This is a genomic window from Bradyrhizobium sp. LB14.3, assembly GCF_040547985.1.
Lineage (GTDB): Bacteria > Pseudomonadota > Alphaproteobacteria > Rhizobiales > Xanthobacteraceae > Bradyrhizobium.
The window spans coordinates 15,497-29,667 of the sequence record NZ_JBEPQT010000045.1; the positions used below are offsets into that span (position 1 = coordinate 15,497).

Below are 14,171 nucleotides of genomic sequence, written 5' to 3' on the forward strand. Positions count from 1 at the left end.
CGGAACGAACCAGGAAGGGGACGCTATGAGCGATTTGTTCAAACATCAACCGTCCAGCTTCAGCCGCCGGAGCATGCTTCGTGCCGCCGCAGCTGCAATGGCAATTCCCACACTCGCGCGATCGACAGTTGCCTTTGCGCAGGACAAACTGGCGGGTAGCGGCCAAGTCATCGCGTTCTCGTGGGGGGGTCTGTTTACCAAGGGCATTCGAAAATACGTGTACGAGCCCTTTACCGAAGCAACCGGAATCAAGGTGGTCGACGTCGTCGCCGATGTTGCCGAGCCTCAGGTCAAGGCGATGAACCAAGCCGGACGCGTCGATTGGGATACCGCCTTCATACAGGCATCGACCTTACCATCGATGGAGGACGCTGGCATGTTTCTCCCGATCGATTATAGCCTTTGGGACGCTGAATCTATAAAGGGGACAGAGCAATCGCTTCGGCTCAAAAGCGCGGTCCCGGTGATCGGATCGGCCATGACGTTGGCCTACGATAAGCGGGCGCTTGCAAACAATGGCCCAAAAAGCTGGAGCGATTTCTGGAACGTCAAGGCATTTCCCGGCCCACGCGGCCTTACTCAGTTGCCCGCAAATGCAAAAAACAACATCGTCTTCGCGCTGCTGGCCGATGGGGTGCCGAAATCTGACATTTGGCCGCTGACCGACGACAAGATCGATAGGGCCCTCAAGAAGTTTGACGAAATCAGGCCGTACATCAGCAAATGGTGGAGTGCGGGCAGCGAGGCGCCTCAATTGCTTCTCAACCGGGAGATCGCAATGTCAAGTTGCTTCGATGGCCGCGCAATCAGCGCAATTCGTCAGGGGGCTCCTATTCAGATGATTTGGGAGGGGGCATACGTGAACTACACGTATTGGACAGTTCTGAAGGGCGGCCCAAACAGCGAAAACGCGCAGAAGCTGATTGCATTCGTAAATCGCGCAGCAATTGCCGCCGACTTCACTACAGGAACGGGGTATCCGGGCCCGAACATAAATCAGCTCGACCATCTGCCTCCTGATCAGGTCCCGTTGCTCAGCATCAATCCTGACAATTCCTCCAAGGTGATCCACGAGGACTCTGCATGGCTTGCGGCCAAACGCCCCGACGGCAAAACGAATCTTGAGCACATCGGAGAACGGTGGTTGGCATGGCGCGTACAGTAATGCTGCCGACAGACAACGTACCGTCAGATTCTTCGGCAGTTGCGCCCTCGGCCGCACCCACACCATGGGCGTGGCTCCTGCTGCCGGGCGGAATCTTTCTTGCGCTGCTCTTTGTCGTGCCGCTCGCCGGGCTTCTGATGCTCTCGCTCGGAATGCCCAATTGGACCCTCGCGCGCTTTGTACGAGTCGGCGGGGATCCGGTTTACCTGGCCGTATTACGCACCACGCTACAAATAAGCCTTTCGGTCACCGCGCTAGCCCTGGTGCTTGGTTACCCGATCGCCTACTCGCTGGCCACGAGCAGATCATCGAGCCTACGCACATTCCTTCTCATCGCTGTTGTGTTGCCCTATTTCACCAGCGTGTTGGTTCGCACTTTCGCGTGGATCGTGCTTCTGGGGCGCGGCGGCATTGTCAATGATCTCCTGCTCAAGTCCGGCCTCATCTCTCAACCAATTTCAATGCTTTACAACCGCGCAAGCGTGATCATTGGTATGACCCAAATAGTCATGCCGCTCGTGATCCTTCCTATGTACACTGTCATGTCGAGCATTGATCAAAAGCTGCTCCGCGCCGCCAGATCTAACGGTGCGAGCCCGGTCGCTGCTTTCCTGACGGTCTTTCTGCCGCTCAGCTTGCCGGGCGTGATGGCCGCAGTGCTGCTCGTGTTCGTCAACTGCCTCGGCTTTTATATCACGCCGGCACTGCTCGGTAGCTTGTCTGATTTCACCATCACGATGCAGATCTATAGCGAGGTGGTGGACCATCTTAACTGGGGCTCCGGATCTGCGCTATCAATCGTACTTCTCGTTTCGGTACTGGCGATCTTGTGGATTGGGTCCCGCTTCTTTCCAGTCAATCAGCTTCTGGGCTTGTCCGACGAGAGGAACGATGGGGACACTGTTGCCAACCCCCGCATCCGAAAGCAGTGGCTGATGCATATTGGCTCCGCAGCTAATGTTCTCGACCGCTGGCTGCCCTCTCTGGGGGGCTATGGTGTGTCCATCGTTTCATCCCTGCTAGGAGCGCTTCTTCTCCTACCGATACTGGTGGTGGTATATCTCTCGTTCAGTTCGTCCGCCTTTTTTGAGTTCCCCGCGCCCGGCTATTCGCTCCAGAATTACCAAGCATTTATCTCCGATACTGGGTGGATCAATGCGACATTTACAAGCATACGGGTCGCGCTAATGGCGACAACCATGGCAATTGTCCTCGGCGCGACATTGGCTTTCGGTCTTGCGCGCGGCCGCATTCCTGGTCGGGGAGCAATAGTTGCTCTCGTGCTTTCCCCTATCATCCTGCCCACCATCGTGGTGGCGATTGCCACCTATTTCCTGCTTGCTCGGGTAGGACTTCAGGGCACCGAGTTCGGACTAGCACTCGGCGAAGCAGTCTACTCGATACCCTACGTTGTCGTCCTTATTGTCGCGAACCTTCGTGACCTCAATCCCGCCTACGAGCGGGCGGCTCGCAGCCTTGGCGCAGGGCCCGCGGCCACATTCCGCACGATCATTGTTCCACTGATTACACCCGCCTTCATCGTGGCTGCATTCTTTGCTTTTCTGCACTCATTCGACGACGTGGTGTACGTGCTGTTCCTGGGCATCGGAGTGATCACCACTCTACCTATGCTTATGTGGCAGAGCATCTCGCAAGGTGTCGATCCCACCATTTCGGCGGTGGCCACGCTGCAGGTACTGTTGGCCGCGATTGTCATCCTCGTGAGTGCCCTGCTGCGGCGAAAACAACGCGTCTGAGGCACGAGAGCACGTTAACAGCGAACAGAGCACCAATTGGAGCCCAAATGCTGATGAAAACCCGGTTGACCAGCACTGATATGAAGACCGGAGGGATTGTGCTGCACAGCTTGCACAAACGGTATGGCCGCGCAACTGCCGTTGACAGTGTGAGCCTTTCGATATCGCCTGGAGAGTTCATCTCGCTACTGGGCCCGAGCGGATCGGGAAAAACGACAACTCTGATGATGATCGCTGGTTTCGAGATGCCCGACAGCGGCACGATCTTGTTGGATGACAAGGATATCACGCGACTGCCGCCACACCGTCGCGAACTCGGCGTGATCTTCCAGAACTATGCTCTCTTCCCCCATATGACGGTGGCCGAGAATGTCTCATATCCGCTTCGGATGCGACGCATGCCTAAGGCGGAGATCGAAACCCGCGTGCACCGCGTGCTTGACCAAGTGCACCTAACTGCCCTGGCCTCACGATACCCACACCAAATGTCTGGCGGTCAACAGCAGAGAGTGGCGATCGCCAGAGCAATGGTTTTCGAGCCTCCCGTCCTGCTTCTGGATGAACCTCTCGGCGCCCTCGACCGAAAGCTGCGCCAGCATCTCAGGAACGAGATCAAGACCTTGCACAAGGAAGTCGGCAAGACGATGATCTATGTCACCCATGATCAGGATGAGGCGCTCGCCATGTCCGATCGGATAGCGGTTATGCACGAAGGGCGGATACGGCAGGTTTCCGCACCCCAGGAGATCTATCGCAGGCCCGCCGATTTATTTGTGGCCGGTTTTGTGGGTGAGGTGAATCTCATCCCGGTCAAACTCAAGTCGGGCGTCCTTCAAGGGCCTGGTGGCGAGACTCTCGGCGCCGCAAATCGGCCTGAGGCGGATATGGATGCCACGCTTTGTGTGCGGCCCGAACATTTGCGCCTCGACAAAGCCGGCGGAAACGCAGGTGGGGTTCAGGGGCATATTGTCGACATGACGTTCATTGGCGATGCAACCATAGTCGAATTCCGCACTGACTATGGATTGCAGCTGACATCGAAGGTCCTGAACGTTTCAGCTGAAGCACTACCCGGCATCGGCGAGGCGTGTGTTGCCTCCTGGGCCGCAAACGACGCAAGCGTTCTGAAGGAGTAAGTTGTCGACCTCGCTCTGCGAGCTTGACTGGAACGCGTGGCTTCGCCCGTCCCCGAAGCAGTGCATGACGAACGGGAACGAACCGGCATCAACCGGGTAAACTTGTCACGTTTTCGGAGATCAACATGGCCGATAAAGGACCAGCACTTACCGTCCTCCTTAACCATCCCGCTGCCGAAACCTACGCACAACTCATCAGCGAGCGTTTCCCCCAGGTTCGCGCAATCAGCGCGCCCGACACCGAACGGCTGGAGCGTTACATAGGTGAGGCAGATGCATTGCTTGCGTCTCGTTTCCCTGTCGAGTTGTTCCACAAGGCGACGAAATTGCGCTGGTTTCAATGCACCAATGCCGGTGTTGATTCCATGTTGCCCATTCGCGATCGAGCGGGTCACATCGCCGTCACCAATGCGCGCGGGATTCACGGCGACATCATCACAGATTTCGTAATGGCCGGCGTAACGATGCTGCATTGGGATTTTCGGAGGTTCTTGCAAGAGCAGGCCGAGCGAAAGTGGAATCCTCGTTATGTCGCGCCCCTGGCGGAGAAGACGCTCGGAGTAGTTGGGCTGGGCTCCATCGGTGCGACAATCGCGCGCCGCGCCAAGAGCGCTAGAATGACGGTCGTAGGCTCGAAGCGAGATATTTCTATACCGGTCGAGGGTGTCGACCAATTGTTCGCTTCCCACCAGTTGGCAGACTTGCTTCCGCTTTGCGATTTTGTGGTTTTGGCTGTGCCGGCGACCGCGGATACGATTGGTCTCATCGGCCCAGCGGAGATCGCGCGCATGCGGCGGGATGCCTTTCTCATTAATATTGCCCGAGGCAACGTCGTGGTGGAGGCAGAACTGATCAAGGCCCTTCAGACGCGTGCAATCGCCGGCGCGATGCTCGACGTGTTCGAGCACGAGCCGCTGTCGCACGACAGCCCGCTATGGGATATGCCGAACGTGATTGCGACACCTCACGTGGCGGGAAGTCCAACGAATTACACGGAGCGGGTGTTCTCCATCTTCGGCGACAACATTGGCCACTTCCTGAAGAACGAGCCGATGAGGAACGCCGTGGACATGGGGCGCGGCTATTAAGGGACGCTGGATAAGGATAAACAGGCCAATTCGCGCACTCGGCAGTTCAGGCCGTATCGGATTTGCGCGCCTCGGCCGTGTGTGGGACGCGTACGCTGGCGCCAGACAGCCTCCTCCACCAACATTGAGGCGCCGCCAAGCCCCTTGAGTAGGAGAGTCAGGCTAGAATATCCCACTGCTCTACTTCCTCGGTGCAGTGGCACAGGCGTACGGCTCGCCGGCTGTATCACTCGTTCCTTACGCGTTGAACCTTCAGCAATCTGCGTTGTTGACAAATGTATGTCGGTGCCGCTTCAAAGGTAACAGTCTTGACTATTTGCAGGTCTCCCGCAGCGCCGCTTGTGCCAGAGCTGGTCGCACAATTCCGCAAGATCGTCGGCGACCGCCATGCCATCACCGATGCGAGCGATATCGAGGCCTACGTCACCGAAGAGCGCAATCTGTTCCACGGCCGCTCGCCGCTGGTGCTGCGCCCCGGCTCGACCGCGGAGGTCGCCGCGATCTGCAAGCTGGCCTCCGAGCACAAAATCGCGCTGGTGCCACAGGGCGGCAACACCGGGCTCGTCGGCGGCCAGACGCCGCACAATGGCGAGGTGGTGGTCTCGCTGCGCCGGCTGGACAAGATCCGTGAGGTCGATATTGCGTCGAACACCATGACCTGCGAAGCCGGCGTCGTGCTGCAGATCGCGCAGCAGAAGGCCGCCGAAGTGGACCGCCTGTTTCCGCTCTCGCTCGGCGCGGAAGGGAGCTGCACTATCGGCGGCAATCTCTCGACCAATGCCGGCGGCACGGCCGCGCTCGCCTATGGCGTCGCGCGCGAGATGGCGCTGGGGCTCGAGGTGGTGCTGGCGGACGGGCGCGTGCTCAATCTGCTGTCGAAGCTGAAGAAGGACAACACCGGCTACAATCTGCACAACCTCTTCATCGGCGCCGAAGGCACGCTCGGCATCATCACGGCGGCGACGCTGAAGCTGTTTCCGAAGCCGCGCTCGGTCGAGACCGCCTTCGTCGGGCTGAAGTCACCGGACGCGGCCTTGAGGCTGCTGGCGATCGCGCAAAGCGAGGCCGCCAATGCGCTGACGAGTTTCGAGCTGCTGTCGGAGATGGCGGTCGATTTCTCGATCCGACACGGCATCGACGTGCGCGATCCGCTCGCGCAAAAGCATGCCTGGTACGTGCTGATGGAATTGTCCTCTCCGGGTGACGACGCCCGCACGCCGCTGGAGACCATTCTCGGTCGCGCCATGGAGGACGAGATCGTCGACGACGCAGTGATCGCGGCCAATCTGACCCAGCGCGCCGGCTTCTGGAAGCTGCGCGACGAGATGTCGTCGGCGCAGAAGCCGGAGGGCGGCTCGATCAAGCACGACATCTCCGTGCCGGTGGCCACCGTGCCGGCCTTCATCGCCGAGGCCAATGCCGCCGTGGTCAAACTGATCCCCGGCGCACGGCCGGTACCGTTCGGCCATCTCGGCGACGGCAATCTGCACTACAATGTCAGCCAGCCCGTCGGCGCCAACGGTGCGGATTACCTGGCGCGCTGGCACGAGATGAACGCGGTCGTGTTCGCGATCGTGCTGCGCATGGGCGGCTCGATCTCGGCGGAGCACGGCATCGGCGTGCTCAAGCGCGACGAGCTGCCCGACGTGAAGGACAAGACCGCAATCGAGCTGATGCGGCAGCTCAAGGCGATGCTCGATCCCCTCAAGATCATGAACCCCGCAACGGTGCTGTGAACCCTCCCATCTCGTCAAGCCGGCAAGTCATTCGACGGCGGGCAGAGAGATGATCCGGTAGTACACTGTCGGAACCGAGAGAACTGCTGGGGACACCAATCCCGAGTTGCCGGGGACGATGACGTGACAGGACCGCGTTCGGTGTTCTGCGCTGATCGGCGCAACAAGATCTACGAGGAAAACTGAAAGCGTGAGGAATCGGTTGGCCCGCACCAACGGATGGCGATTACCCCGGCGGCAGCCGCGATGACGATTGCTTTTATTCGCATACGTGCGGGCTCGATCCTACGGCTTCATTTCGCTGATAATCGTGAGTTGGGTCATCCGATCGCTTGCTTACCCCGCAGATGGCAGAAATCCCGCGAAGTGGAGCGCCTTGAGGCTGGATTAGAGCGCCGCCATGCGGTTGATCGCACAAATCACGCTTCTAGCATTCGCTACAGTTAGCCAGGCTTCACTCGCGGTCGAACGTTGCGGGTAAAAACAAATGCCTGCCAGCACGACAAGCGCAACTCTCTTCGCCGGAGTTTCGAAATGCAAGCCATACCAGACATAACGGCTGCGGAAGAGGAAACGAGGGCATTGCGACGCTGGCTCCATGCTCATCCGGAGCTGGCTTTCGAGGAGACCGAAACGTCGGATCTCATTGCCAGAACATTGAAGGGATATGGGATCGAGGTGCACCGTGGCCTCGGGCGCACGGGTGTCGTCGGAGTGCTACGCGCCGGCGACGGGAAACGCTCGATCGGATTACGTGCGGATATGGATGCACTGCCTATGCAGGAGCTCAATACGTTCGCGCACCGGTCGCAATGTCCTGGAAAGATGCATGCTTGCGGTCATGACGGGCACATGGCGATGTTGTTGGGTGCTGCCCGCCATTTGGCACGCACGCGAGATTTCGATGGCACAATCGTGTTCATCTTCTCTCCAGCAGAGGAAAATGGATCGGGCGCGAAGGTGATGGTGGATGAGGGTATCTTCAGACAGTTTCCCGTCGAAGCTGTCTTCGGTTTGCACAATTGGCCAGGCCTGCCCGTAAACAGCTTCGGCGTTAGGCCTGGTCCGATACTGGCGGGATGCACCAACTTCGACATTCGCATCATTGGGGTCGGCGCACACGCCGCGTTTCCACAAGATGGAAAAGACCCCATCTTGACGGGTTCACAAATCGTCATGGCGCTTCAGGGCATCATTACCCGCAACAAGAACCCGATGGATGCAGCAGTACTTTCTGTCACTCAGTTCAATGGGGGAGAGGCCAGAAACATAGTGCCAGATACAGCCAGACTTGCCGGCACAATAAGAGCATTCAACGACAAGACATTGGACCTCATTGAGTCCAGGATGCAAACGATTGCTACAAATCTTTCCGCCGCACAGGAATGCAGAGCCGAGCTCATAATAGCCCGCTATCCACCTACGGTGAACACGTCGGCCGAAACACGCTTTGCGACGGACGTAATGAAATCAATTGTCGACGAAGCTAACGTAGATGCAGACGTTGTACCGACAATGGGTTCAGAAGATTTCGCGTACATGCTACAGGCGCGGCCCGGCGCCTTCGCATTGCTGGGAGCTGGAGATGGGGAGCACCGCGAGCAAGGCCACGGGCCGGGCCCCTGCGCTCTTCACAACACCAGTTACGATTTCAACGACGAGATCCTCGCTGTGGGATCGACATACTGGGTGGAATTGTCGCGGCGATGGTTAGGGAGACGAGCAGCCTAGTTGGCAATGGGGCCAATCTCGCACGGCAGACAATGCGTTCTCGGAAAAACGATAGCTCTTTGATCGAGCATATGAAAGCTGACCACAGCAGAAGCGGAAGATCGCCTGGCGCGGATTGTTCATGGAGCAACGGTACTCGGAACGAAAGGCTCATTGTGTTATGTGGATCTGGTTGGACCACCGCCGACTCGTAAGGACAGTGCGCGAGACGGTTGAGCGCAGCCGAAAATTACAACGCGGTGGACGTGCTCTCTGCTGGTGGCTACTACCAATCGATCCACCCGGTGTATGCATCTCCCACCTGTTTGAAATCGAAGAGTCTGAGAGACAGGCAGGACCGGCGGGACAGCGCGGGCCCACCTATAAACATGAGGTGGGCTCTACGGCGGCCTAATGGTCGAAGGAGGCGGCGAACGAACTCAAATTCGCCATGGCAGATGAGGAGGAGGGGCGGATTGCCTTTGATGGTTACGCCGCTCGCCTATTCTAATCGATCCGATCCAGAAGCTCAGGCTTCGAGCGACTGGTCGATTGAGACAGCGTGCCTCTAGTCGCAGGGAAGGTTCGCGTTAAACCCACTTTCCGCAGAAATTCGGCTCGCTGGACGGTCTCTGAGGTGGAGATTTGAGGCGGAACCGAGGTAGGTTTGATCCATGACGGCAGAAACTTTACGCGCATTGGGAATTCTCAAGCTCGAGCGCGGGGTGCCACCCGGCGCGACGCCACCGGCTCCGCCGTGTGGCTCGATGCTGAATCCAGCCAGCTTCGACTTCCCTGTGGTCTACGAAACGGTAGAGGGGGCTTGGGTCGAGAACGTTGTACGCGGGGATCCTGGGCTCGAGCCGGCATTCATCGCCGCCGCGCGGCGCCTGGTGGAGCGAGGTGCAGTCGCGATCAGCTCGACTTGCGGTTTCTCCGTCCGTCATCAAGCCGCAGTGGCGGCCTCGGTGAAGGTGCCTGTGGGCATGTCTAGCCTGCTGTTGCTGCCTTTTTTGCTTCGGCAGCTGCCGCCGCTCTCGAAACTTGCTGTCCTAACCTACGACTCCAATTTTTGTGGCGACGACCTCCTCAGTCTTGCCGATCCGGACGAGCGGGCGAGGGTTGTGATTGGTGGCATTGAAGGCGGGAAGTTTTGGCATGACGAGCTAAAGCGCCCGGCGCCGCCAACCGACGTGGCCGCCGTCGAGGCAGATGTGGTCAGCTGCGTTGCGCAACTTCGCCATGCACACCCGCAGATCGCGGCCATCCTATTCGAATGTGCTGCATTCCCGGTCATTGCTCCCGCGATCCGCCGTGTCGCGAGGCTGCCCGTCTATGACGTCGTCGGTCTCTGCCGTCAGATGATGGCGTCCGTTCCTTGAGGGCCCTCGCTACCTTGAAGGCCCGTGGTACACCTCAGTGCTGTTCGAAAAACGTCCGAACTCTCCCAGATCACGGTCTGTTTCACTTCGGCAGCTGCGCAGTGCGAAATCGAACGCCAAATGTGGTATGACTGGCCGAAACAATCGTGGCTGAGCTAAAAGCGGTCAATTTCCTTCGTCACAACACGCTAGGTTTTTCTTTCGTGGATCCAAGGGCCGGAAGGCGCGAATAAGAGAGCAGACGGAATGAGTGAGCGCAGTAACAGTTTTTTATCGGGTTCCGAGCGCGACGCAGTGATCGAATTACGGCATGCGATGCATCGTGACCCTGAACTATCGAATGCCGAATGGAAAACGCAGGAGCGAATTCGACGCGTACTCCAGGAGTTTGGTCTCAATCAGACCGTTACTTTCCACAAGACTGGCCTGTATATCGATATTGAAGGCAAGGCCTCTGGCCCGAAGCGCTCCATCGCGGTGCGCGGCGATATCGACGCGCTGCCGATCCAGGAGCTACGCGATGACCTGTCCTATCAATCCCAAGTCAAGGGTGTTATGCATGCCTGCGGCCATGACATGCACGGCTCGATCGCGCTCGGGGCTGCACTCGCCTTCCATCGCCTGCGCGACAACTTCGCCGGTAAAGTGCGCGTCTTCTTCCAGCCAGCTGAGGAGGCCGAGCCGCTCGGGGGGCGCACTGTCCATGACGAGAAATTGCTCGAAGGCTTCGACCACGCCGTCGGCTTCCACGTCGCTCCCGAGATTCCCGCTGGCAAATTCGGCGCGCGCGAGGGAGCTGTAACTAAGTCGGCCGATCAGTTCAGGCTCGCCATAACAGGTAAGATGGCCCATGGCGCGGCGCCCCATAAGGGCGTCGACGCGATCGCGATCGCTGCTGCCTTCGTCAACGAAGTGCAGAAAGTGGTGTCGCGCGAGATGCCTGGCGATGACGGGGCGGTGATCACGATCGGTACCATTCACGGAGGCGAGGCGACCAACATCATTTGCCCTTCCGTCGTTATGGAGGGAACGATCAGAACTCGCAGCCCAGAACGGCGAGGACAACTGTGCCAGCGCGTGCGGGACGTGGCCGAAGGCATCGCCGCGACGCACCGCGGTCAAGCCGAGTGCGTCATCCGCTCGGGTGAGCCCCCCGTCGTCAACGATCCGGAGATGGTGAGGCGCTTCCGCGAACTCGTTCACGACACGGCCGGCCCGGATGGCTTCAACGCCAGTAAGGAAATAACAGGTAGCGACGATTTCGGCTTTTACTCAGCCTGCATACCCTCCATTTATTTTTGGTTCGGCAGTCGCTCGACGTCCAACGAATCGCCCGTCCATACGCCCACTTTCGGCGCCTCAGATGAACTCATCATTCCGACCACAGAGCTCGCCGTTAAATACATTCTGGACTTACTGAATACCTGAGTTCGGTCGCAGCGAGGCGGGACGCCTCGCGATTTTAGTGCGCCCGAAGACCCATGCTGCAGACGAGGGCACCCCATGCCTGATTCGCCGATCGATCATCCGACTTATTGGTGCAGTGGAGGAGCGGGTCCGTCCTCGTCTTCATCTAAGGCTGCGGCGCTAGCACCGTGAAACGCAGTTGAGGCGGCTGCGGCTTCGGCGCTGTGAGGGCGCCCCCACCATCTGGATAACTCCTGACGTTACGCGCGGCCGCGCCTCCGCCTCGTGCCAAACGCCACGACCTTGCAACTTCCGAACACGTTCGTCGTCAAGTTCCCCCGCGGCGGACGTCCTGGCCGCCCTTTTAGGAGCCGCCCCTTCCTACGGCCGCTGATTTATCCCACCGGCGTCTCGCCGAAACCGCTTTGATCAATGCCCATGAACAAATCGATCTACACTGGCCCAGTGTTCGAAATGGCCAAGCAGCAATTCGAGCATGTCGCCGATCACCTGCAGATACCCGAAATGGACAGAGGTCGACTGCTCTATCCGAAGCGCGCAATCGCCGTATCATGCCCAATTCACAGGGATGACGGCCGTACAGAGGTGTTTCAGGGGTACCGGGTACAGCATCACCTCACGCTTGGGCCGACGAAGGGCGGAACGCGATTTGCGCCGTCCGTCGATATTGGGGAGGTCGCCGCTCTAGCCATTTGGATGAGCTGGAAATGCGCGCTAGCAGGCCTTCCTTATGGCGGAGCAAAGGGGGGGATTACCGTTGATCCTTATGCCCTGTCGCCGCGCGAACTCGAATCTCTATCGCGACGCTATATGCAGGAGATGATACCTTTTGTTGGTCCGCATACCGACGTCATGGCCCCCGATATGGGCACCAACGAGCAAGTCATGGCCTGGTTTATGGACACTTATTCCATGTATCAGGGGAAGACGATCAACGAAATTGTCACCGGAAAACCCGTATCGGCAGGAGGTACACTCGGCCGACGCGAGGCAACAGGCCGCGGTGTCGCTTATCTCGTTGGTCGCGTGCTCGAGAGTCTCGGGATTCGAGCCGATGGCGCAACCGCCATCGTGCAAGGGTTCGGCAACGTTGGATCGATAGCAGCCTATGCGTTGGCTGAAAGAGGTCTCAAAATCATCGGTGTTAGCGATCACACGGCCGCCTATTATGATCCCGCCGGTTTGGACGTTTGGGCGCTACACAGTCATACTTCCGAGCACGGCCATCTTGCTGGCTTTTCCTCTCAGAGCCTCATCGAACCCTGGGAGATGCTGGTCCAAAAGTGCGACGTCCTCATACCGGCTGCACTCGAACAGGTCATTACGGGCCGAAATGCCGCACAACTCAAGTGTCGGGTTCTAGCCGAAGGAGCAAACGGTCCAACGACGCCGGAAGCTGATGCAATCTTGCACGCACGAGGCGATGAGATTTTCGTGTTGCCTGATATCCTTTGCAATGCGGGAGGCGTCATCGTCAGCTACTTCGAATGGGTGCAGGACCTGCAACGACTGTTTTGGGAGCAAGCGGAGGTATTCGATCGTCTCTACCGGATCCTTGAACGGTCGTTCCAGCAAACTATGGTACGCGCGAAACGCGATGGGATTTCAACCCGAATGGCAGCCACGGCCATCGGTATTGACGTAGTGCAAAACGCAAAGCGAACCAGAGGTCTCTTCCCCTGACCACGTGCAACCTCACCAACTCGATAGTGTCATGAGAGAACGAGCGGGAACGCTCAATGAAGAGCCGGCGGGTTGCGGTGACCCGTAGGAGCTCGGACTGATCCCGGAGCAACCAATGTTCCTCCCGGAGGCGAACGCCCGCGACTGAACGAGGGGCCGGCGGACTGATGATGCCGCTCAGCTTAAAGTCGGTTTAGGGTGTCGTGTTTGGGAAATGGCGCCTTCCGGTTGTGCTTCGTGCACGAACGGCGCTCCGCGTCATTAATCACTCTTTGCTCTCCATAGGGCGCGAGACGAACCGCAACTCGGGATCGCATTTGTCTGCGGATGGCCAAGGGTATCGTCCGAATGTCCGACAGACAGCAAACATAAGCGATCAAATGTAGGCACTCTGCCTTTTTTGGGCGGGCGCGAATCCGATCCTCAGTGCTCTTGTCAATCACAAGCGAGCTATCGCCAAGTTTTGGTGACGGCCGGAGCCGGTCAGGCGGCGGCGGTTATGGGCTGACGGTCGGTCGGCTTGGCGATGACCTCGATCCCATCATGGAATGTCACACCGACAACGAGTTTTGGCAACTGGTTGTGGCCATCGAGACGACGCCAGCTTCTCTGCGCGGCCTCGAGCAGTTTGAAGACCATCGCGAGTGCCGTCTTGTTGGACAGGCAGCCCTTCGATCGGATGGTGCGGTGGCGAACGGTGGCGAAGGTGCTTTCGATGGGGTTTGTCGTCCGCATGTGTTTCCAGTGCTCGGCCGGGAAGTCGTAGAACGCCAGTAGCGTGTCTCGATCCTTGCTTAGGCAATCGGCGGCCTTCTCGTACTTCAGCGCGTAGCTCTCGATGAAGGCGTCGAACGCCAGCTCGGCGGCGAGCTTCGTTTCAGCCATCCAGATCTCCTGCAACGCGCGTTTGGCCTTCGGCTGCTGGCTCTTCGGCAACTTGGCGAGCACGTTGGCGGTCTTGTGCACCCAGCAGCGCTGCTCGCGCGTTTTCGGCCAGACCTCGCCGGCCGCCTTCCAGAACCCGAGTGCGCCATCGGCGATGGTAAGCTGCGGCGCCACGTCGAGCCCGCGCCGCTTCAGATCGAG

At 58.7% G+C, this 14,171-nt stretch carries 10 protein-coding genes; 9 read left to right on the plus strand and 1 reads right to left on the minus strand.

Annotated elements, in window-relative coordinates:
• The first annotated feature begins 25 nt into the window (after nucleotides 1–25).
• The 9 genes from ABIB00_RS36710 (at nucleotide 26) to ABIB00_RS36750 (ending at nucleotide 13,085) form a co-directional block, all read left to right on the plus strand.
• Nucleotides 26–1,165 carry an ABC transporter substrate-binding protein gene (locus tag ABIB00_RS36710; RefSeq protein WP_354107727.1) on the plus strand — a complete coding sequence of 380 codons (1,140 nt, stop codon included), beginning with the start codon at nucleotides 26–28 and terminating at the stop codon, nucleotides 1,163–1,165.
• On the plus strand, nucleotides 1,150–2,922 hold the full coding sequence (locus tag ABIB00_RS36715; protein ID WP_354107728.1) for an ABC transporter permease subunit: 1,773 nt from the start codon (nucleotides 1,150–1,152) through the stop codon (nucleotides 2,920–2,922). Before ABIB00_RS36710 ends, ABIB00_RS36715 begins: the two co-directional genes overlap by 16 nt.
• A gap of 47 nt (nucleotides 2,923–2,969) precedes the next feature.
• Nucleotides 2,970–4,058 carry an ABC transporter ATP-binding protein gene (locus ABIB00_RS36720; protein ID WP_502917944.1) on the plus strand — a complete coding sequence of 363 codons (1,089 nt, stop codon included), beginning with the start codon at nucleotides 2,970–2,972 and terminating at the stop codon, nucleotides 4,056–4,058.
• A gap of 125 nt (nucleotides 4,059–4,183) precedes the next feature.
• Nucleotides 4,184–5,146, plus strand: a complete 963-nt coding sequence (locus tag ABIB00_RS36725; RefSeq protein WP_354107729.1) for a D-2-hydroxyacid dehydrogenase — start codon at nucleotides 4,184–4,186, stop codon at nucleotides 5,144–5,146.
• A 275-nt stretch (nucleotides 5,147–5,421) separates the two neighbouring features.
• A complete protein-coding gene (locus ABIB00_RS36730) occupies nucleotides 5,422–6,882 on the plus strand; it encodes an FAD-binding oxidoreductase (RefSeq protein ID WP_354107730.1) in 1,461 nt (486 codons plus the stop codon).
• 534 nt (nucleotides 6,883–7,416) lie between these two features.
• On the plus strand, nucleotides 7,417–8,613 hold the full coding sequence (locus ABIB00_RS36735) for a M20 aminoacylase family protein (protein WP_354107731.1): 1,197 nt from the start codon (nucleotides 7,417–7,419) through the stop codon (nucleotides 8,611–8,613).
• 653 nt (nucleotides 8,614–9,266) lie between these two features.
• Nucleotides 9,267–9,974, plus strand: a complete 708-nt coding sequence (locus ABIB00_RS36740; protein ID WP_354107732.1) for an aspartate/glutamate racemase family protein — start codon at nucleotides 9,267–9,269, stop codon at nucleotides 9,972–9,974.
• Nucleotides 9,975–10,220: 246 nt separating this feature from the next.
• Complete coding sequence (locus tag ABIB00_RS36745) at nucleotides 10,221–11,402, plus strand: M20 metallopeptidase family protein (RefSeq protein ID WP_354107733.1); 1,182 nt, start codon at nucleotides 10,221–10,223, stop codon at nucleotides 11,400–11,402.
• 417 nt (nucleotides 11,403–11,819) lie between these two features.
• Complete coding sequence (locus tag ABIB00_RS36750) at nucleotides 11,820–13,085, plus strand: Glu/Leu/Phe/Val family dehydrogenase (RefSeq protein ID WP_354107734.1); 1,266 nt, start codon at nucleotides 11,820–11,822, stop codon at nucleotides 13,083–13,085.
• 483 nt (nucleotides 13,086–13,568) lie between these two features.
• Here the strand turns inward: ABIB00_RS36750 and ABIB00_RS36755 are convergent.
• The coding region (locus ABIB00_RS36755; protein WP_354107735.1) for an IS256 family transposase at nucleotides 13,569–14,171 on the minus strand (603 nt) is incomplete at its 5' end.